An 18,773-nucleotide genomic window follows, 5' to 3' on the forward strand; every position below is an offset into this window, starting at 1 on the left:
CGGTCGTAGCGTGGCGCGCATGTCGGGGCACGGGCGGACCCGCCGCTGGTCGGTCGTGGTCGCGCTGGTCGCCGTCCTGGCCTCGCTGCCCGCGCTCGTCGGCGCCCTGCCGGCCGACGACGCCGACGTGGACGCCGCGGACCTGCGCGCCGCGGTCCTCGCCAGCGACGGCGTCGGGTTCTCCGGGTACGCGGTCTCGGCCGGCGGCCTGGCACTCCCGGTCGGCGACCAGCTCCCCGGCGTCGCCGACCTGCTCAGCGACCGTACGGCGCTGCGCGTCTGGTGGCGCGGCCCCGGCGAGCACCGGGTCGACGTCGTGTCCGCGGCGGGGGAGACCGGCGTGCACGTCGGCGCGGACGGCACCTGGACGTGGGAGTACGAGTCGGCCACCGCCACCCGCACGGCGCCCGCCGCTCTCACCCTGCCCGCCCCGCCGGACCTGGTGCCCGCGAGCCTGGGCCGGCGGCTGCTGTCGGAGGCCGAGGACGGCGAGCTGTCGCGGATCGGCGCCCGCCGGGTGGCCGGCCGGGACGCGCTCGGCCTGCGGCTGGTGCCCGCCGCGCCCGCAGCCTCGGTGGCCCGCGTCGACGTGTGGGCCGACGCCGCCACCGGCCTGCCGCTGGCCGTGGAGGTGGTGGCCGTCGAGGAGGGGGGCGGGGAGGCGTCCGTGCCCGCGCTGGACACCCGGTTCCTCGACCTCGACCTCACCGTCCCGCCGGCGGGGATCGTCGCGTTCACCCCGCCCGCCGAGGCGCGGGTGCGGACCGGCGAGGACCCCGCGGGCCTGCTGCGGGAGGCGGCCGACCGGGAGCTGTCGCCCGTCCGGCTCCCGGTCGAGCTGGCCGGCCTCGGCCGCCGGGACGTGGCCGGGGCGCCGGCCGCGGTCGGCCTCTACGGCAGCGGGGTGACGCTGCTGGCGGTGGCCCCCGTGCCCGGCCGGCTGGCCGCGGGGCTGCGCTCGACGCTGACCGCCGCGCCCGACGCGGTCACCGACGAGCTCGGCACCCGGATCGCCGCCGGCCCGCTCGGGCTCATGCTCGTCGAGCCACCGCGCAGCGGCGCGTACGTCCTGACCGGCACGGTCACCCTCGACGCGCTCGCCGACGCCGCGGCGGCGCTGCCCGGGATGACGTCGTGACCTCGGTGATCGTCACGCGCGGGCTGGTCAAGCAGTACGGCCGGGTGCGCGCCGTCGACGGGATCGACCTCGACGTCCGGGCCGCCGACGTCTACGGCTTCCTCGGGGCCAACGGCTCGGGCAAGACGACGACGGTGCGGATGCTGCTCGGCCTGGTGCTGCCCACCCGCGGGGAGGTGGAGCTGCTGGGCGGGCGGATGCCGCGCGCGGGACGGCGGGTGCTGCCCCGGGTGGGCGCCCTCGTCGAGGGCCCCGCGCACCACCGGCACCTGTCCGGCGAGGCCAACCTGGCGCTGCTCGACGCCGCCGGTCCGGGCGGGTCGCGTCGCACGCGGAAGCGCCGGATCGCCGAGGTGCTCGACCAGGTGGGCCTGGGCGGCGTGGGACGGCGGAAGGTCGGCGCCTACTCCCTCGGCATGCGCCAGCGCCTGGGGCTGGCCGGGGCGCTGCTGCGGCGGCCGGAGCTGCTGGTCCTCGACGAGCCGACCAACGGCCTGGACCCGCAGGGCATCGCCGAGGTCCGGGAGCTGCTGCTGGACCTGCACCGCGGCGGGACGACGGTGTTCCTGTCCAGCCACCTGCTGGCCGAGGTCGAGCAGCTGTGCAGCCGGGTCGGCGTGCTCGACCGCGGGCGGCTGGTGCTGCAGGACGAGATGGCGCACCTGACCGCCCCCACCGGCGCCACCGTCGTCGACACCCCGGCGCCCGAGCGGGTGCGCGCGGTGCTCGACGGGCGGGTGCTGGACACCTCCGGCGAGCGGGTGGTGGTGCGCGGGGCGGACCCGGCGGAGGTCAACGCGCTGCTCGTCGGCGCCGGCGTGCCGGTGACCGGCCTGGCGCTGCAGCGGCCCACGCTCGAGGAGGTGGTGCTCGCCGCCGCGGGCACCAGCGCCGACCGGGTGGAGCGGCCGTGATCGGGGTCGAGCTGCGCAAGACCTTCGGCCGGCCACGCACCTGGGTGACCATCGCGGTCCTCAACGCGCTGCCGGTGCTGGTGGCGGTGCTGCTGCGGCTCACCGACCTGGCGCCGCGTCCGGGGGAGGGGCCGCCGTTCCTGTCCGCCGTCCTCACCAACGGCCAGCTGTACCCGCTCGCCGCGCTGGCCATCGTGCTGCCGCTCTTCCTGCCGATCGCCGTCGCGGTGGTCAGCGGGGACGCCGTCGCCGGGGAGGCCCAGGCCGGGACGCTGCGCTACCTGCTCGCCCGCCCGGCCGGGCGCACCCGGCTGCTGGTGGCCAAGCTCGTGGCGGTGCTCGCCTTCGTCGTCGTGACGGTGGTGGTGGTGGCCGTCGTCGGCTACCTGGTGGGCACCCTGCTGTTCGACGCCCGGCCGGTGGGTGCGGGCACGTCGGTGTCAGGGACCTCGCTGACGGCGGAGCAGCTGGCCGCGCGGACGGGCCTGGCCATCGGCTACGTGGCGGTGTCGATGCTCGGCGTCGCGGCGTTCGGGCTGTTCTTCTCCACGCTCACCGACTCGCCGCTGGCCGCCGCGCTCGGCGCGCTGGCGGTGCTGGTGACCTCCTCGCTGCTGCTCACCCTCGACGCCGCCTCGCCGATCGCGCCGTACCTGCCCACGCGCTACTGGCTGGCGTTCGTCGACCTGTTCCGCGACCCGGTCCTGGAGCGCGACGTGGTCCGCGGGCTGGCGCTGCAGGGCGTCTACGTCGGCGTGCTGCTGACCGCCGCGTGGGCCAACTTCGCCACCAAGGACGTCACGAGCTGAACGACTGCTCGCCGATCACCGACAGCAGCGCCAGCTTCTCGGCGCTCCCGCTGCCCGGCGCCGCGGTGAGCACCAGCAGCACCTGGGCCTGGTTCTCGGTGAACAGCGCCTGGCAGTCGACGTCGATCTCGCCGAGCTCGGGGTGCACCAGCGTCTTGGCGTCGTCGAACCGGCGGGCCACCTCGTGCTGCTCCCACACGGCGGCGAACTCGGCGCTCCCGGCCAGCAGCCGGCGCACGATCTCCGCCGCCCGGGGATCGGTCCCGCCCGCGCTCAGCGCCGCGCGCAGCCCCGCCGCCTGCAGCCGGCTCTGGTGGGCGTGGTCGCGTCCGGGGTACCTGCTGCGGGCGTCGGGATCGGTGAACCAGCGGTAGAAGGCGCTGCGGGCCAGGCCGGTGTGACGGGTCTCGTCGCCGAGCAGGGCGGTGGCCAGGCGGTTCTGCAGCAGCGTGTCGCCGAGGTCGGAGAGCACCAGCGCCGGGGTGTCGGCCAGCCGGTCGAAGACCCGGTGCAGCGCCGGCGCCACGTGCTCGGAGCGGCGCACCCGCAGGGGCGCGGAGTGTCCGGCGAGGCGGAACAGGTGGTCGCGCTCGTCGAGGGTGAGCCGCAGCGCCCGGGCGATCGCCGTCAGCATCTGCTCCGACGGCTGCGGGCCGCGCTGCTGCTCCAGCCGCGTCCAGTAGTCCGCCGACATCCCGACCAGCGCGGCCACCTCCTCGCGGCGCAGCCCGCTGGTCCGCCGGCGCGGTCCGGCGACCAGGCCGAGGTCGGCCGGCCGCAGCGCCTCACGGCGGCGGCGGAGGAAGTCGGCGAGCAGGGGACGGTCCACGCCGGTCATCCTCGCCGCCGCCCGCCGGCCCATCCAGGGACCGCCGGTCCCCGGACAGGTGCTCTCTGCCGCGCGGCCGCCGCCCGCCGGAGGGTGGGGACACGATCCACCACAGGAGGACCCATGGACACCAGCGGGAAGACCGTGCTCGTCGCCGGCGGCACCTCGGGCATCGGCCTGGGCCTGGCGCTGCGGCTGCAGGCGGCCGGGAGCACCGTCGTCGTCGCCGGACGGCGTCAGGAGGAGCTGCACCGGATCGAGCGGGAGCACCCCGGCGTCGGGACGGCGGTGCTCGACGTGACCGACCCGGCGTCGATCACCGCGTGCGCGGCCACCGTGACGGCCGCCCACCCGGAGCTCGACGTCCTGGTCGCCATGGCCGGGATCATGCTGCCCGAGGACCTGCGCGACCCCGCGCACCTGGCCACCGCCGAGGCGACGGTGACCACCAACCTGCTCGGCCCGATGCGGCTGGTCTCGGCGTTCCTGCCGCACCTGCTGTCGCGCCCGTCGGCCGCCGTCGTCACGGTGTCCTCGGGGCTGGCGTTCGTGCCGCTGCCGGCCACCCCGACCTACAGCGCGACGAAGGCGGCGGTCCACTCGTGGACGCAGAGCCTGCGGGTGCAGCTGGCCGACACCCCGGTGCAGGTCCTCGAGCTGGTGCCGCCCGCGGTGCGGACGTCGCTCATGGGCCAGGACCGCGCCGGGGCCGGCATGCCGCTGGAGGACTACCTCGACGGCGTCATGCGGGTCCTGCGCGAGCGGCCCGACGCTGCCGAGGTGCGCGTGCCGGAGGTCGAGTTCCTCCGGTGGGCCGAGGCCCGGGGGACGCACGACGAGGTGCTGGCGCACCTCGCCACCCGGGCCCGCTGACGCCGGACGGCCGCCTCGGACCCGCGCCGGCATCGCCCACGGCTCCTCGGGCAGCACCTCGCCGGTCCCCAGCAGCGACTCGAGGTCGGCGAGGACGGCCGGCCAGCCCAGCGGGACCTCGCGCAGCGCCTGACCGTCGGCGAGGTTCTCGTGGGTCACCGTCAGCCGGACGATCCCGCCGTGCTGCTCGACCAGGAAGGTGACGACCGAGGCGCCGCCCGGCGGTTCGGTCCCCGGTGGCGTCGCCGAACGTCATCACCAGCCGGTGCGGGGGATCGGTCTCCAGCACCCGGCCGCCGGCGTCCACCGTCCCCGAGCCGTCGGTGCGGCGGTGCTCCCGGCGGCTGCCGGGCTGCCAGTCCGACACCTTGCCGTGCCCCCAGATCTCGGAGATCGCCGCCGGGTCGAGGAGTGCAGCCGCTCCCGCCCGCGGCGGACCACGGTGACCGGGCCCGCGCCGACGAGGACGTCGAGGTGCTGGGTGGCCGACTGCCGGGCCGTGCCCAGGCGCGCGCACCGCTCGCCGAGGGTCTGCCCGTCCTGCTCGCGCAGCCGGTCGGGGAGCAGCCGGCGCGTGCGGTCGGCCAGGGCCTCGCATACCGGTCGGCGTCGGGTGCGTCCACCGTCACGTCGTGCAGGTGTCTGCCTGCATGCGTCGACGACGGGAGGAGCCGTCAACCGCCCAGGCGCGGGCAGTCGGCCGCGCCCAGCGGCACGGGGTCGCCCGGGGCGAGCTGCGCCAGCACGATCGCCTGGACCAGCGGTTCGCGCGGCAGGTCGCCGTGGGCCACCCGCGCGGTGGCGCACACCGACTGCACCTCGAGGTTCAGCGCGCCGTCGAGCCGGGCGGAGTCCGGAGGGGTCACCGTCGTGTCCTGCACCGTCCACACCGACACCCACGTCGGGCCCGCCGGCGTCTCGTCGCCGGCGTTGAGACCGGCGAGCAGGTCGCTGTCGGTGGCCAGCTGTCGGCACGCCTCGGGGCACTGGCCGGGAGCGACGCCGGCGGCGAGGTCGGCCAGCGTCGTCCCGTGGTGCGGCGAGCCCAGCGTCACCACCCGCCGGGCGAGGTCCGCCCCGCCGCCGGCGATCCACAGCCGGGCGACGACGCCCCCGGCCGAGTAGCCGACGACGTCGACGCTGCCGGCGCCCGTCCGCTCCAGCGCGGCGCCGGCGGCGGCGTCCAGGGCGTCGGCCGCGGCGGCGAGGTCGCCGGTGCCGTTCGCCGGCAGTGCGACCAGCGTGGCGTCGCGGCCGGCGGCGGTCAGCCGGTCGGCCAGCCCGCGCAGCGAGCCGGTGCCGCCGCCGTAGCCGGGCACGAGCAGCACCGGGCCGGGCTCCTCCTGCGACACCGGCGCGGCCGGGCCGGCAGCGCCGTCGCGGGTCACCAGCACGAGCGTGACCGCGGCGAGGACGGCGACGACGAGGAGGGCCAGCGCGGCGAGGATCAGGCGGCGGCGGGCGGGAGCGAGGCCGGCGAGCACCTCCCCACTGTCCCCGGTCGCGTCCGGGGACGTGCGCGACTGGGGGAGACTGCGCCGGTGCTGAGCCGCGACGAGTACCTCGCCGAGTGGTCGCGGTGGCACGGCGGCACGGACCCGGCGGCCAGCCGCCTGGTGCACGGCTGGCTGTCGCTGGCCTACGCCCTGGCCCGTGCGGTGTCGTGGCTGCCGCCGCTGGCCGCCACCGCGCTGGGCCTGCTGGTGTCGCTGGCCGCCGTCGGCCCGGCGCTGGCCGGCGGTGCCTGGCTCGTCGCGGGCGGGCTGCTGGTCGGGCTGTCGGGGCTGCTGGACTCCCTCGACGGCGCGCTCGCGCTGGCCGGCGGGCGCGCTTCGCGCCGCGGGTACGTGCTCGACTCCGCGGTCGACCGGCTCACCGAGGCCGCCTACGCCCTCACGCTGTGGGTCGCAGGGGCGCCGGGCTGGCTGGCCGCCGTCTTCGGGGCGCTGTGCTGGCTGCCGGACTACCTGCGCGCCCGTGCCGGTCAGGCGGGGGTGGCCGAGACCGGGTCGATCTCGGTGTGGGAGCGGCCCACCCGGGTGGTGATGACCGGGTTCACGGTGGGTGGCGCCGGGATCGTGGCGGCGACCGGGCTGGCGGAGACGGTGGGCGGGGTCGCCGGCCCCGCCGTCGTGGTGACCACCGGGACCGCCGTGGGCGCCGTCCTCGGGCTGGTCGGCACCGCGCAGCTCGGGTTCTCGCTGCGCCGGGCGCTCGGGGACCTCCCGCCCCCCGCTCCGCCCGCCTAGGGTCGGGCACCCCGCCGGGGCGCGGTCCCTCGCCGGCGCCTCTTAGGGTTGCGCTGCTCGCCGTCCTCCCGCAGCTCCCGAGGAGCCCCCGTGCCCGTCGTCGTCACCGGCTCCATCGCGACCGACCACCTGATGACCTTCCCGGGTCGGTTCACCGAGCAGTTCGTCGAGGGGCAGATGGAGAACGTCTCCCTGTCCTTCCTGGTCGACGACCTCATCCAGCACCGCGGCGGCGCCGGCGCCAACATGGCCTTCGGTCTGGGTCTGCTCGGCCTCTCGCCGGTGCTCGTCGGGTCGGTCGGCAGCGACTTCGCCGACTACGACGCCTGGCTGACCCGCAACGGCGTGGACACCGCCGACGTGCGCTGGTCGGAGCTCAAGCACACCGCGCGGTTCGTGTGCACCACCGACGCGGTGAACAACCAGATCGCCAGCTTCTACTCGGGTGCCATGAGCGAGGCGGGGGAGATCGAGCTGGCGCCGGTGTGCGAGCGGGTCGGTGCCCCCGACCTCGTCGTCGTCGGCCCCAACGACCCCAGGGCGATGGTGCGCCACACCCGCGAGTGCCGGGACCGCGGCTACGCCTTCGCCGCCGACCCCAGCCAGCAGCTGGCGTGGGCCGACGGCGAGATGATCCGCGAGCTGGTCGACGGCGCGGACCTGCTGTTCACCAACGAGTACGAGTCGGCGCTGCTCATGCAGAAGACCGGCTGGGACGCCGCGGAGGTCCTCGGGCGGGTGGGCACCTGGGTCACCACGCGCGCGGCCAGCGGCGTGCTCGTCCGCCGGGCCGGGGCCGACCCGATCGAGGTCATCGCCGTCCCCGAGACCAAGCCGGTCGAGCCCACCGGCGGCGGCGACGCGCTGCGGGCCGGCTTCATCGCCGGCCGCACCTGGGGCCTGGGCCTCGAGCGCGCCACCCAGCTGGGCTCCGCGGTGGCCACCGAGGCCGTCGAGGTGGTGGGCACGCAGGAGTACGAGCTGCGCCGCGAGCCCTTCCTCGAGCGGTTCGCCGCGGCCTTCGGCGACGACGCGGCGGCCGAGGTGGCCGAGCACCTGCCCGCCTGACGAGGCATCGGAAGCGATACGCACGTCCTGAGGCCGGGGACGTGGGCAGAGCTTCCTATGCCCGAGGGGTGCCGCGGACCTGCTCGCCGATGGAGGGGTCCTCGGCCCACGTCGCGTAGGGGATCCGCGGGATCACGCGGAGGTCGCCGACGGTGCACCACTCGTTGCCGCCGAGGCGTGCCAGCGGCCGGAGCTCCTCGACCCGCGGGCGGCCGTCACGGACGGCGCGGGAGAAGACGCTCACCCACTCGACCCGGCCGAAGACGACGGTGCTGTCGCCCAGTCGGATCGTGGAGTGCAGCGTGCACTCGATGCTCACCGGCGACTGCGCCACCCGCATCGCCGCCACCTTCTCGCTGGGCTCGAGCCGGACGCCGGCGGCCTCGGCCTCGCTCTGGTCCGGCGGGAAGTCGGTGCCGGTGGCGTTGGCCTGCTCGAACAGCTCCTCGGGGACGAGGTTGACGGTGAAGTCGCCGGTGGCCTCGACGTTGTTCAGCGAGTCCTTGCGGCCCACCGAGGTGAACTGCACGACCGGCGGCTGCACGCAGGCCACCGTGTAGAAGGAGTGCGGCGCCAGGTTGTGGACGCCCTCGGACGAGCGGCTGCACACCCACGCGATCGGCCGCGGGACCACCACGGAGTTCATCACCCGGTAGAAGTCCGAGGGGCGCATGTCACCGGGGTCGAAGGCGGTGCGGGGCGGGCTGCTGTCGGGCGGGCTGTCGTCGGGCGAGGTCACGCCCCATCCTCGCGCGGGTCAGGCCAGCGCGCGCCCGCGCCAGGTGAGCGTGCCCCGCCGGTGCCCGGCCACCGATCCGGCCAGCAGCACGTCGAGGGCCAGCAGCGAGACCGGGTGGGCGACGGCGTCGGGCCACACCCGCCCGCCGGTGGCCGCCGCGCTCACCGCGCGCCCGGCCACGCCGGCCGCCCAGCCGGCCAGCCCGGCCCGCGACCCGCGCAGCGCGGCCAGCGGGGGGACGACGCCGACGGCGGTCAGCACCGCGGCCGCGGCTCCCGACGCCGCCGGCGACCCGCCGACCGACGCCCACAGCGACTTGCCGTAGCCCTCCCGCATCGCCGCCCAGCCGTCGTACATCCGGCACTCGGCCAGCGCCGCACCGGCCGCCGGCACCGCCCGCCCGCCGGACCGCTTCACCGCCCGCGCCAGCGCGACGTCCTCGACCACCTCGTCACGGACCGCCGCGTGGCCGCGGGCGCGCAGGTAGCCGCGCCGGGTCAGCGCCAGGAACTGGCCGTTGGCGGCGGTGAGCGAGGGCCGCGGGGAGCGTTCGGCCAGCCGCAGCGGCAGCATGGTCATCCACAGCCACGGCGACAGCGGCTGCACCAGCCGCTCGGCGAGCGTGCCCGCCACCGGCCGCGGCCAGGGCGAGACGAGGGCCAGGCCGTGCGCGTCGAGCAGGGCGACGGCGCCGGCGAGCGCGCGGGGGGTCACCCGGACGTCGGCGTCGAGGAAGACGAGGTACCCGTCGTCGCGCACGGTCTGCGCGCCCACCCAGCAGGCGTGCGGCTTGCCGAGCCAGCCCGCCGGCGGGGGAGGAGCGGTCACCAGCCGCACGCGGGGATCGCCGACCGCGCGCACGACGGCGGCGGTGCCGTCGGTGGAGCCGTCGTCGACCACGACCACCCGCAGGCCGGGCACGCCGGTGGAGGCCAGCAGCGCGGCCAGGCAGCCGCCGACCTGGGCCTCCTCGTCGCGCACCGGCAGCACCACGGTGACGGGCCGGGTCACCTCCGACGGATCGGCCGGCGGGCGGCGCAGCAGGGCCGCGTTGACCGCCGCGTGCACCGCACCGGCGACCGCGAGGCCGGACAGCACCCGGACGGCCGGGCCGCTCACCGGCGGCGGGCCTGCACCGCGAGCCCGGCCAGCACGACCGCCGACAGCGCCGCGCCCCACGCCGCCGAGCCCGGCAGGTCCAGCCAGACGGCGTGCGCGAGCGCCCCGCCGGCCACCATCCAGGCGATCACCAGCAGCGGAGCGGCGTCGGTGCCCGGGACGTCGGCGCGGGCGGTGCGCGCGACGACGACCTCGAGCAGCGTCATGAGCACCAGCCCGGCCAGCAGCCAGCCGGCGAGGTTGGTCAGCGGCACGGTGTCGATGCCCGGCAGCCCCGGCGCGGGGTGCGCCCACGTCCAGTAGCCGGCCTGCACCAGCTGCGGGTCGAGGACGACGTCCCAGCCCGCGAACACCGCCGCCGCGACGGCGACCCGCGCGGCCCGCCGCCGGGCCGGCGCCACCCGGCGGGTCAGCAGCGCGGCCAGCACCCGACTCGGCCAGGCCATCATCAGCCAGGCCAGCGGCACCAGGAACGGGACGCCCAGCAGCGTGGGGCCCAGCGCGTCGCTGTAGGAGTACTCGCCGTAGGGGTACCCGGTGCCCAGCCCGACCGCCTCGAACGCCACGGCCGTGACCGCCACCGTCCCGAGCACCGCCGCGCCGGTGCGGGCGCCGTGCGCGGCCGCCGCGGAGGCCACCGACACTGCCGAGCCGAGCAGCACGATCGTCCAGGACACCGCGTCCCGGGCGGCGCCGCCGGTCAGCGGATAGGCGACCGCGGCGAGCACGAGCAGCACGGCGAGGGCCAGCGGGAGCCGCGCGGCCGGTGCCGTGGCCCGCCGTACGGCCGCCAGGCCGACGCTCACCGGGCGCGGGCCGCGCGCACCGCCCGGCCGGCGGCCGCCCGTGCCCGGGCGAGCGGACGGCGGTCGGCCAGGACGGCGCGCGCCGCCGTCCGGCCGGAGTTGCCCGACACCCCGCCGCCGGGGTGGGTGGAGGCGCCGGCGAGGTACAGCCCGGCCAGCCCCGGCACCCGGTAGTCGGCCAGCGCCGGCGTGGGGCGCAGCGAGAACATGCTGGCCAGGCCCATCTCCACGTGCATGACGTTGCCCCGCAGCAGGGACAGCTCGCGTTCCAGCAGCAGCGGCGTCTGGACGTACAGCTCCCGCACCGAGTCGGCGAAGCCGGGGGCGTGGCGGTCGACGGCGGCCACCAGCCGCTGCGCCTCGGCCTCGGCGAGGGCGTCCCAGTCGCCGCCGTCGGCCAGCGCGTAGGGGTACCACTGGCCCCACACCGTGACCACGTGCTGCCCGGGCGGGGCGAGGGTGTCGTCGCTGGCGGAGAAGGACATCGCCAGCGGCACCGGCTCGCGCGGCAGCCGGCCGCCCAGCCAGTCGCCGTGCGCGGCCGCCAGCTGGGCGCGGTCGGTGCACAGCAGCTGCAGGCCCTGGCTGGACACCGCCGGGTCCACGCCGGGATAGGTGGGCAGCGCGTCGGTGAGCGCCCGCAGGACCAGGCCGAAGCCGTTGCCCACCGGCGGCGCCGCGTCGGCCAGTGCCGGCGGGGCGGCCGCGCCGGCGAGGTCGCGGGTGGCCAGCACGTGGCAGGCGGCGACGACGACCGGCGCGTGCAGCCGCCGTCCGGATCCCGTCTCGACGCCGGTCACGCGGCCGTCGTCCACCAGCAGCCGCGCGGCGCCGTCCCCGAGGGTGACGGTCCCGCCGTCGGCCTCCAGCCGGGCCCGCAGTGCCTGCGTGAGGCCGCCGGAGCCGCCCACCGGGTGGCCCGGCGGGGTGTCGTGCAGCAGCGCCACCCAGGCGACCATCGCCGCCGTCCCCGGCTCGGACATCGGCGGCCCGGACTGCGCGCCGAACCAGGCCAGCGCCGCCTTGAGCCGCTCGCTGGTGAACCAGCGGTCCAGCAGCGCGTCGCCCGAGCCGAGGAAGTCGACGGCGAGGTCGCCGCCCGGGGTGCGCGGGGCGTCGCCGCGGGGGGCGCCCAGCGGCCAGAACGCCCGCGCCAGGCCCAGCGGGGTCGGCCGGCGGCCGAAGGAGTCGACGACGGCGCGGCTGCGCGGCCCCCACACGCCGACGAACCGGCGGTAGGCGTCGGCATCGGCGTCCCCGCAGGCGGCGGCGATCGAGGCGCAGGTGGCGTCGAGGTCGACGGAGAACACGAGCGGGCAGCCGTCGGGACCGGGGTCGCCGGGGACGGGGGCGGGCGCGAAGCCCCACGGGTCGCAGTCGAGGTAGCGCAGCCCGGCTGCTGCCAGGTCGAGCTCCTCGACGACGCCGCTGTGCCGGACGATCACGTGCGCGCTCGAGCCGCGGTCGACCCGCACGCCGGGCCAGCGCTCGACGGTGGACACCGCCCCGCCGAGGACCTCGTCGCGCTCGACGACCTCGACCGACAGCCCCGCCCGCGCCAGGTAGCAGGCGGCGACCAGCCCGTTGTGGCCCGCGCCGACGACGACGGCGTCGACGGCGGTGTCGACGGCGCGGGCCGGTGCCGGGGCGTTCAGGACGGGCCCGCGCCCGGCCGCAGCGGCAGGCGGGCGCCGAGGATGGCGAAGGGGCGGGCGTCACCGGGGAAGTGGTGGCCGCGGGCGAGGTCGACGAAGCCGTCGGCGTGGTAGAGCCGGAAGGCCTTGGTGTCGGCGTCGGGCGTGGACAGCAGCGCCACCGGCGCCTGCACGCCCTCGACCAGCGCGTGCAGCAGCTGCCGGCCCAGCCCGCGGCTCTGCGCGTCGGGGTGCACGTGCAGCTCGCAGACCTCGAACGCGCCGGGCAGCCAGCGCTTGGCGGTGCGCCGGTCCAGGGCCGCGCGCACCTGGTCGTGCCACCACTGCCCGGGGGCGACGAGGTAGCCGTAGGCGAAGCCGACCAGCCGCTCGCCGTCGGGCCCGTCCGCCGTGGCCACCGCCTCGAAGCCGCCCACGGCGCGGAAGCCGGGGCGCTCGGTGTGCTGGACGGCGTAGCCGTAGCGGCCGGCCACCACCGACGCGTCGTAGCCCATCGCCTCGCCGTAGATGGTCAGCGCCTCGTGCATGTGCTCGCGCAGCCAGCCGGCGGGCAGTTCGGTCACCCGCGTCGCGGGTGTCGTGCCGGTCACGGGGGTCTCCTCGCTCACGGGCCCACCGCGGCTGGGTGGGTCACGGTGGCCAGGCTGTCAGGTGGGGGGCCGTCGGTCGTCGGGCCGTCGGTCGGAGGGCCGTCGCCGACCTCGGCGGGGGTGCCGCCGGTCAGCTGCAGCAGCTCGTCGTAGGTGGTGGGGAAGACGGCCGACGGGTGGCCGGCCGCGGCCCAGACGCGCTCGTACCGGGCGAGCTCGACGTCGACGAGCGTGCCGATCGGCGCGGGGTGGCCGACCGGGGCGACCCCGCCGATCGGCTGGCCGGTGTGCTCGCGGACGAAGTCGGCCGAGGCGCGCCGCACGCGGGGGACGCCGAGCAGGGTGGCCACCCGGCCGACGTCGACCCGGTGCGCGCCGCTGGTGAGCACGAGCAGGGGCTGCCCGCCGACGTCGAAGACCAGGCTGTTGGCGATCGCCCCGACCGGGACGCCGAGCCCGGCCGCGGCCGCGGCGGCGGTGTGCGCGCCCTCGGCGAGCTCGCGGACCCGTCCGGGGACCCCGGCCGCGGCGAGCAGGCCGGCGATCGCGGCCACCCGGGGGTGGGTGGGTCGGCTCATGCGTCGATCCTGCCACCGCTGTCAGACCCCCGCCGTACCGTCCGGGCATGCGGGCGGGAGGGGCCCTCCCACCTGGGAGGACCGGGGTGGCGCGTCCGGCTTGACGCGACCGGCGGGGTCGGGTCTACTCGAGGTGTTCGAACAGGCGTTCGAACGGGTCGACCACCGTTCCCGGGACCTTCCCCGCCCGGGCCGGTGGCGACCGTCAGCGGCACGGGGTGGGGAGTCGGACATGAGCCGGGTGCTGGGAGACGTCGGCGAGCGGGTCGGCGAGGAGGTGCAGGTCGAGCGCGGTCCGCTCGGGCCGGCGCAGTTCTGGCGCGGGCAGGGCCGCTACGTCGTCGGTGAGCTGCTCGACTCCTGGGTCGAGACCGCGCCGTGGTGGCAGCGCGCCGCCGGCGGTGCCTCGGCCGACCTGGTCGCACCCCGTGAGGTGTTCCGGGTCGAGGCACTGCGGGCCGGGCGCTCGCGGACGAGCTTCGCCGGTGTCTACGACCTGTGCTGGGACGCGGCGGACAACCGCTGGTCGCTCGTCCGGGTGCACGACTGATGGGCGCCGCGTACGCCATGACCCACGACCCGGCCGACCAGCTGCCCCTGCCCCCGCCGCTCCCGGCGGCCGCGGCCCAGCTGCTCGACCAGGCCACCCGGGCGCTGGCCGAGGCCGCCCGCGCCACCGACGCGCGTGACCGCTACGCCACCGCCCACCTCGGCGCGCTGCGCGCCGCCGCGGCGGTGCTGGCCGCGCGCACCCGCCCCGAGAGCGGCCGCCGCCGGCCGCGCAGCGCCTGGGTGCTGCTGGAGCAGGTCGCCCCCGAGTTGGGGGAGTGGGCCACCTTCTTCGCCGCCGGTGCCGCCAAGCGCGCCGCGGCCGAGGCGGGGCTGTCCCGCGCGGTCACCGAGCGCGAGGCCGACGACCTGGTCCGCGACGTCGGGGCCTTCCTCACCGTGGTCCAGAGCGCGCTCGCCAGCACGCCCGAGCCCGCCCCCCGGCCCCGCGTGGTCGGTGGCACGCAGATGCGCGCCCCCGCCTCCCGTCCCGTCCGCGGGCGGTGAGCGGGGACCCCTTCGTCCACCTGCACGTCGCCTCGGGCTACTCCCTGCGGTACGGGGCCAACCACCCGGGCGACCTGGTCACGCGCGCCGCCGAGCACGGCATGACGGCGTTGGCGCTGACCGACCGCGACGGTCTCTACGGCGCGGTCAAGTTCGCGCTGGCGTGCCGGTCGGCGGGGCTGCGGCCGGTGTTCGGGGTCGACCTGGCGGTCGCCCCCGCGGTGGACACGGCCGTGCCGCCGGCGCGGGCGCACGTGCTGGGTGAGGACGAGTTCTCCCTCCGCCGCACCGGTGCCTCGGTGCGGCCGGCGCCGGCGCGGCGCAGTCCGGTGCGCGGCGGCGCCGGTGTCGACCCCCGGCTGCCGCGGGTCACCTTCCTCGCCCGCGACGGCGCCGGTTGGCGCTCGCTGTGCCGGCTGACCAGCGCCACGCACCTGCGCGGCACCCGCGGCGAGCCGGTGGCCTCGCTGGCCCTGGCCGCCGAGCACGCGCCGGGGCTGGTCGCGGTGATGGGGCCGGACTCGCCGGTGGGCCGGGCGCTCGCGGCCGGGCGGGCCGACGTCGCCTCGGCGCGGCTGTCGGCCTGGCGGTCGGTGTTCGGCCCCGGCTCGCTGGTGGTCGAGCTGGTGCACCACCGCGGCCGGGGCGACCGTTCCCGCGCCCAGCGGCTGCTGCGCTTGGCCGACGAGGAGGGCGTGCCGGTGGTGCTCACCAACGCCGTCCGCTACGTCGACGCCCTCGACGCGCCCACCGCCGACGTCCTCGACGCCTCCCGGCGGCTGGTCGCCCTCGACACCCGGCACGTCGACCGGCGCACCGCCGAGGGGTACCTCAAGTCGGGCAAGGAGATGGCCGAGGTCGCCGCCGACCTCGCCGGCCCCGACCGCGACGCGGCGCTGCGGCTGACCGAGCGCACCGCCCGGCTGGCCGAGCAGTGCGCCGTCGACGTCCGCGAGGACCTCGGCGTGGGCACCGTGCGCTATCCCGAGCTCGACGTCGTCACCGCGCCCGCAGAGCGGGGGACGGTCCCCTCGGAGGTGCTGCGCGCCCGCTGCGAGGCGGGGCTCGGCCGGCGGGGGATGGCACCCACCGCGCAGGTCACCCGGCGCCTGGAGGACGAGCTGGCGGTGATCGACTCCCTCGGCTACCCGTCCTACTTCCTCACCGTCGCCGACGTGGTCGACCTCATCAAGGGCCTGCGGGTCCGCGCCGCGGCCCGCGGGTCGGGCGCCGGCAGCCTGGTCACCTACCTGCTGGGCATCTCCGACGTCGACCCGATCCGCTACGGCCTGCTGATGGAGCGGTTCCTCTCCCCGCTGCGCCACCAGCTGCCCGACATCGACATCGACGTCGAGTCCGCCCGGCGGATGGAGGTCTACGACGCGGTCATCGACCGCTTCGGCGCCCACCGGGTCAGCTGCATCTCGATGATGGACACCTACCGGGTCCGGCACGCCATCCGCGACGTCGGCGCCGCGCTCGGGCTGCCGCCGGCCGAGGTGGACGCCGTCGCCAAGGCCTTCCCGCACATCCGGGCCAACCAGGTGCACGCCGCGCTCAAGGACCTGCCGGAGCTGCGGGCCAGCCGGCTGGGGTCCACGCGCGGCGGCGGCACCGGCGACCTCGACCTGCTCTTCGACCTGGTCGCCCGGCTCGACGGCCTGCCCCGGCACATCGCGCTGCACCCGTGCGGGGTGCTGCTGTCCGACGCCACGCTGCTCGACCGCACGCCGGTGGAGAGCAGCTACCTCGGCTACCCGATGAGCCAGTTCGACAAGGACGACGTCGAGGAGCTCGGGCTGCTCAAGCTCGACCTGCTCGGCATCCGGATGCAGTCGGCGATCGCGCACGCCCTCGACGAGGTGGCCCGGGTCGACGGCGAGACGGTCGACATCGACGCCGTCCCGCGCGACGACCCGACCACCTTCGAGCTCATCCGCAGCACCCGGACCCTCGGCATGTTCCAGATCGAGTCGCCGGGGCAGCGGGAGCTGGTCGGCAAGTTCGGGCCGGAGACGTTCGAGGACATCGTCATCGACATCTCGCTGTTCCGGCCCGGGCCGGTGAAGAGCGACATGGTGACGCCGTTCCTGCTGGCCCGGAACGGCTGGCGGGACCCGGTCTACCCGCACCCCGACCTCGCGCCGTTCCTCGAGCAGACCGCCGGCGTCGTCGTCTTCCACGAGCAGGTGCTGCAGATCGTGGCGCAGATGACCGGCTGCGACCTCGCCCAGGCCGACGAGGCGCGCCGCGCGCTCGGGGACAAGGAGCTGCACCCGGAGGTGCGGGCCTGGTTCATGCCGGAGGCGCTGCGGCGCTATCCGGTCGAGGTGGTCGAGCAGGTGTGGCAGGTGCTGGTCGCCTTCGGCTCGTTCGGGTTCTGCAAGGCGCATGCGGCGGCGTTCGCGCTGCCCACCTACCAGTCGGCGTGGCTCAAGACCCACCACCCGGCGGCCTTCCTCGCCGGGGTGCTCACCCACGACCCCGGCATGTACCCGAAGCGGCTGATCCTCGACGACGCCCGCAACTTCGGGATCCGCGTGCTGGGCCTCGACGTCAACGCCTCGGCCGGCACCTACCGGGTGGAACGGCTGGCCCCCACTGACGACGAGGACGACCGCCGGGAGGACTGGCGGCGGCCGGACTGGATGCCGCCGTCGATGGCCGACCCGTCGCGTCACGGCATCCGGCTGTCGCTGACCGACGTCAAGGGCATCGGCGGGGACGAGGTGGAGCGGATCGTCGCCGGGCAGCCCTACCGGTCGCTGACCGACTTCTGGTCGAGGGCCTCGGTGTCCCGCCCGGTGGTCGAGCGGCTGGTGCTCGCCGGCGGGTTCGACTCGCTCTACGGCTTCGGGATCCGCGACCGCGAGGCCGGCCGGCCCACCCGCTCACGCCGGTCGGTGACCCGCCGCGACCTGCTGCTGCAGATCAGCGAGCTGGACCGCTGGAGCCGCAGCGGGAGGAAGGCCGGCGCGGTCGGGCAGCTCAGCCTGGACCTGCCCGGCCTCGACCTCGAGGGCGGGGAGCCGCCGGGGGAGGACGGTGCCTCCGACGGGACCGGGCCGGACTGGGCCGGCGGCAGCGGGCTGCCGGAGTTCACCGACGCCGAGCTGGTCCGCGCCGAGCTCGAGGTGCTCGGGCTCGACGCCAGCCGGCACGTCGTCGACTTCTACCGGCCGTTCCTGTCCGCCATCGGCGCGGTCCCGGCCGGGGAGCTGCTCGGCTGCCGCAGCAGCGCCGAGGTGCTGGTGGCCGGGGTCAAGGTGGCCACCCAGACCCCGCCGATCCGGTCGGGGCGCCGGGTGGTCTTCGTGACCCTCGACGACGGCACCGGCTGCACCGACTCGACCTTCTTCGAGGACGTGCAGGGCCCCTGTGCGGCGACGGTGTTCCACTCCTGGCTGCTGGTGATCCGCGGGGTGCTGCGGCGCACCGGCCCCCGCGGGGTGTCGATCCGGGCCACCGGCGCGTGGGAGCTGCCGGCGCTGCACGAGGCGTGGGAGGCCGGCGGGCCGGCCGCGGTGGCCGAGCACATGGCCGCACCGGGGGAGTACACCGACCGGGCCATCGCCGGGGCGGCGGCCTCGCACGGCGCGCGGCCGGTGGTGGTCAAGCCGGTGCTCGTGCACCCGACCGGCTTCCGGATGTCGCCCTACGCCGACGTCAAGCCCGCCGGCGAGGACGCCGCGACCGCCGTGCGGAAGGCCGCCGCCGCGCCGCGCAAGCTCTGGCACTCCAGTCCCGGCAGCTCCGGCCACTGACGGGGCTGCGCACCGATCAGTCCCGTCCCGCCGGGAGGTCAGGACCCGTGAGCGCCGGCATCCCGCCGGCCCGTCCGGAGAGGACACGACCATGCCCAAGCAGATCCCGTGCCTGTGGTTCGACACCGAGGGCGAGGAGGCCGCGCGGTTCTACACGTCCATCTGGCCGGACTCGGAGATCCTCGGCGCCCTCCGCTACGGCTCGGAGAACCCCGAGCGCGAGGGCCAGGCCATGACCGTGCACTTCCGCCTCGGCGACACCGAGTACGTCGCCCTCAACGGCGGCCCCGCGGACTGGCACTTCAGCGAGGCCGTCTCCTTCCAGGTCATGTGCGCCGACCAGGCCGAGGTCGACCACTACTGGGACCGGCTCACCGACGGCGGCCAGGAGGCCCCGTGCGGCTGGCTGAAGGACCGCTTCGGCGTCTCCTGGCAGGTCGTGCCCGTCCGCCTCATGGAGCTGCAGAACGACCACGACCCCGGTCGCCGGCGGCGCGCCGTCGAGGAGATGTTCACGATGACGAAGATCGTCATCGCCGACCTGGAGCGGGCCGCCGACTCCGTCTCCGCCTGAGGGCACGGCCGG

Annotated in this window: 18 protein-coding genes and 2 pseudogenes; 10 read left to right on the forward strand and 10 right to left on the reverse strand. The window is 76.8% G+C overall.

Features of this window, described 5'->3' with window-relative positions; genetic code table 11:
• Nucleotides 1-19 precede the first annotated feature (19 nt).
• The 3 genes from HLV61_RS08480 to HLV61_RS08490 are packed head-to-tail and all read left to right on the forward strand — an operon-like array spanning nucleotide 20 to nucleotide 2,861.
• Nucleotides 20-1,138: a transcriptional regulator gene (locus HLV61_RS08480; RefSeq protein ID WP_369254267.1), complete on the forward strand. Its 1,119-nt coding sequence runs from the start codon at nucleotides 20-22 to the stop codon at nucleotides 1,136-1,138.
• Nucleotides 1,135-2,052 (forward strand): ABC transporter ATP-binding protein, encoded by a 918-nt coding sequence (locus HLV61_RS08485; RefSeq protein WP_369254269.1) that lies wholly within the window; start codon nucleotides 1,135-1,137, stop codon nucleotides 2,050-2,052. Before HLV61_RS08480 ends, HLV61_RS08485 begins: the two co-directional genes overlap by 4 nt.
• Entirely contained in the window at nucleotides 2,049-2,861 is an 813-nt protein-coding gene (locus HLV61_RS08490; RefSeq protein WP_369254271.1) for an ABC transporter permease, read from the forward strand. Before HLV61_RS08485 ends, HLV61_RS08490 begins: the two co-directional genes overlap by 4 nt.
• On the opposite strand, the gene HLV61_RS08495 is transcribed toward HLV61_RS08490, so the two are convergent.
• The gene (locus HLV61_RS08495; protein WP_369254273.1) at nucleotides 2,851-3,699 is read right to left on the reverse strand and encodes a helix-turn-helix transcriptional regulator; all 849 of its coding nucleotides are present in this window, start codon (nucleotides 3,697-3,699) and stop codon (nucleotides 2,851-2,853) included. The two genes, HLV61_RS08490 and HLV61_RS08495, sit on opposite strands and share 11 nt — an antisense overlap.
• A gap of 114 nt (nucleotides 3,700-3,813) precedes the next feature.
• Here HLV61_RS08495 and HLV61_RS08500 point away from each other — a divergent pair, with 114 nt between their 5' ends.
• A complete protein-coding gene (locus HLV61_RS08500; protein ID WP_369254275.1) occupies nucleotides 3,814-4,563 on the forward strand; it encodes an SDR family oxidoreductase in 750 nt (249 codons plus the stop codon).
• A gap of 78 nt (nucleotides 4,564-4,641) precedes the next feature.
• On the opposite strand, the pseudogene HLV61_RS08505 reads toward HLV61_RS08500, so the two are convergent.
• The 3 genes and pseudogenes from HLV61_RS08505 to HLV61_RS08515 form a co-directional block, all read right to left on the reverse strand.
• Nucleotides 4,642-4,779: pseudogene (locus HLV61_RS08505) on the reverse strand (SRPBCC domain-containing protein); the annotation flags it as partial.
• Between the two features lie 82 nt (nucleotides 4,780-4,861).
• Nucleotides 4,862-5,161 (reverse strand): annotated as a pseudogene (locus tag HLV61_RS08510) (hypothetical protein); the annotation flags it as partial.
• Between the two features lie 76 nt (nucleotides 5,162-5,237).
• Nucleotides 5,238-6,047 (reverse strand): lipase family alpha/beta hydrolase, encoded by an 810-nt coding sequence (locus HLV61_RS08515; protein ID WP_369254277.1) that lies wholly within the window; start codon nucleotides 6,045-6,047, stop codon nucleotides 5,238-5,240.
• A 57-nt stretch (nucleotides 6,048-6,104) separates the two neighbouring features.
• Here HLV61_RS08515 and HLV61_RS08520 point away from each other — a divergent pair, with 57 nt between their 5' ends.
• The gene (locus HLV61_RS08520) at nucleotides 6,105-6,812 is read left to right on the forward strand and encodes a CDP-alcohol phosphatidyltransferase family protein (RefSeq protein ID WP_369254279.1); all 708 of its coding nucleotides are present in this window, start codon (nucleotides 6,105-6,107) and stop codon (nucleotides 6,810-6,812) included.
• 90 nt (nucleotides 6,813-6,902) lie between these two features.
• Entirely contained in the window at nucleotides 6,903-7,880 is a 978-nt protein-coding gene (locus HLV61_RS08525) for a carbohydrate kinase family protein (RefSeq protein WP_369254281.1), read from the forward strand.
• A 55-nt stretch (nucleotides 7,881-7,935) separates the two neighbouring features.
• Here the strand turns inward: HLV61_RS08525 and HLV61_RS08530 are convergent, their stop codons facing one another.
• The 6 genes from HLV61_RS08530 to HLV61_RS08555 are packed head-to-tail and all read right to left on the reverse strand — an operon-like array spanning nucleotide 7,936 to nucleotide 13,367.
• Complete coding sequence (locus tag HLV61_RS08530) at nucleotides 7,936-8,619, reverse strand: flavin reductase family protein (RefSeq protein WP_369254283.1); 684 nt, start codon at nucleotides 8,617-8,619, stop codon at nucleotides 7,936-7,938.
• 18 nt (nucleotides 8,620-8,637) lie between these two features.
• Nucleotides 8,638-9,738, reverse strand: coding sequence for a glycosyltransferase (locus tag HLV61_RS08535; protein WP_369254285.1), 1,101 nt, complete (start codon nucleotides 9,736-9,738; stop codon nucleotides 8,638-8,640).
• Complete coding sequence (locus tag HLV61_RS08540; protein ID WP_369254287.1) at nucleotides 9,735-10,544, reverse strand: carotenoid biosynthesis protein; 810 nt, start codon at nucleotides 10,542-10,544, stop codon at nucleotides 9,735-9,737. The genes HLV61_RS08535 and HLV61_RS08540 overlap by 4 nt, the downstream gene beginning before the upstream one ends.
• Nucleotides 10,541-12,199, reverse strand: coding sequence for a phytoene desaturase family protein (locus HLV61_RS08545; RefSeq protein WP_369254695.1), 1,659 nt, complete (start codon nucleotides 12,197-12,199; stop codon nucleotides 10,541-10,543). Before HLV61_RS08545 ends, HLV61_RS08540 begins: the two co-directional genes overlap by 4 nt.
• Entirely contained in the window at nucleotides 12,196-12,789 is a 594-nt protein-coding gene (locus HLV61_RS08550; RefSeq protein WP_369254289.1) for a GNAT family N-acetyltransferase, read from the reverse strand. Before HLV61_RS08550 ends, HLV61_RS08545 begins: the two co-directional genes overlap by 4 nt.
• Before the next feature lie 14 nt (nucleotides 12,790-12,803).
• Nucleotides 12,804-13,367 (reverse strand): YbaK/EbsC family protein, encoded by a 564-nt coding sequence (locus tag HLV61_RS08555; protein ID WP_369254291.1) that lies wholly within the window; start codon nucleotides 13,365-13,367, stop codon nucleotides 12,804-12,806.
• A 232-nt stretch (nucleotides 13,368-13,599) separates the two neighbouring features.
• Between HLV61_RS08555 and HLV61_RS08560 the strand changes: the two genes are divergently transcribed.
• From HLV61_RS08560 to HLV61_RS08575, 4 genes are all read left to right on the forward strand, one after another.
• The gene (locus HLV61_RS08560) at nucleotides 13,600-13,917 is read left to right on the forward strand and encodes a DUF6504 family protein (RefSeq protein WP_369254293.1); all 318 of its coding nucleotides are present in this window, start codon (nucleotides 13,600-13,602) and stop codon (nucleotides 13,915-13,917) included.
• Complete coding sequence (locus HLV61_RS08565) at nucleotides 13,917-14,423, forward strand: SAV_6107 family HEPN domain-containing protein (protein ID WP_369254295.1); 507 nt, start codon at nucleotides 13,917-13,919, stop codon at nucleotides 14,421-14,423. The genes HLV61_RS08560 and HLV61_RS08565 overlap by 1 nt, the downstream gene beginning before the upstream one ends.
• Nucleotides 14,420-18,187, forward strand: a complete 3,768-nt coding sequence (locus tag HLV61_RS08570) for a DNA polymerase III subunit alpha (RefSeq protein WP_369254297.1) — start codon at nucleotides 14,420-14,422, stop codon at nucleotides 18,185-18,187. The genes HLV61_RS08565 and HLV61_RS08570 overlap by 4 nt, the downstream gene beginning before the upstream one ends.
• A 91-nt stretch (nucleotides 18,188-18,278) precedes the next feature.
• Nucleotides 18,279-18,761 (forward strand): VOC family protein, encoded by a 483-nt coding sequence (locus HLV61_RS08575; protein ID WP_369254299.1) that lies wholly within the window; start codon nucleotides 18,279-18,281, stop codon nucleotides 18,759-18,761.
• Nucleotides 18,762-18,773 lie beyond the last annotated feature (12 nt).

It is taken from the genome of Geodermatophilus amargosae (assembly GCF_041028265.1).
In the GTDB taxonomy this organism is placed as follows: Bacteria; Actinomycetota; Actinomycetes; order Mycobacteriales; family Geodermatophilaceae; genus Geodermatophilus; species Geodermatophilus amargosae_A.

What these genes read in the sequence shown, in the direction of transcription:
- HLV61_RS08480 (WP_369254267.1), top strand. Translation starts at nt 20, where the DNA reads ATGTCGGGGCACGGGCGGACCCGCCGCTGGTCGGTCGTGGTCGCGCTG.
- HLV61_RS08500 (WP_369254275.1), top strand. Translation starts at nt 3,814, where the DNA reads ATGGACACCAGCGGGAAGACCGTGCTCGTCGCCGGCGGCACCTCGGGC.
- HLV61_RS08565 (WP_369254295.1), top strand. Translation starts at nt 13,917, where the DNA reads ATGGGCGCCGCGTACGCCATGACCCACGACCCGGCCGACCAGCTGCCC.
- HLV61_RS08495 (WP_369254273.1), bottom strand. Translation starts at nt 3,699, where the DNA reads ATGACCGGCGTGGACCGTCCCCTGCTCGCCGACTTCCTCCGCCGCCGC.
- HLV61_RS08555 (WP_369254291.1), bottom strand. Translation starts at nt 13,367, where the DNA reads ATGAGCCGACCCACCCACCCCCGGGTGGCCGCGATCGCCGGCCTGCTC.
- HLV61_RS08560 (WP_369254293.1), top strand. Translation starts at nt 13,600, where the DNA reads ATGAGCCGGGTGCTGGGAGACGTCGGCGAGCGGGTCGGCGAGGAGGTG.
- HLV61_RS08575 (WP_369254299.1), top strand. Translation starts at nt 18,279, where the DNA reads ATGCCCAAGCAGATCCCGTGCCTGTGGTTCGACACCGAGGGCGAGGAG.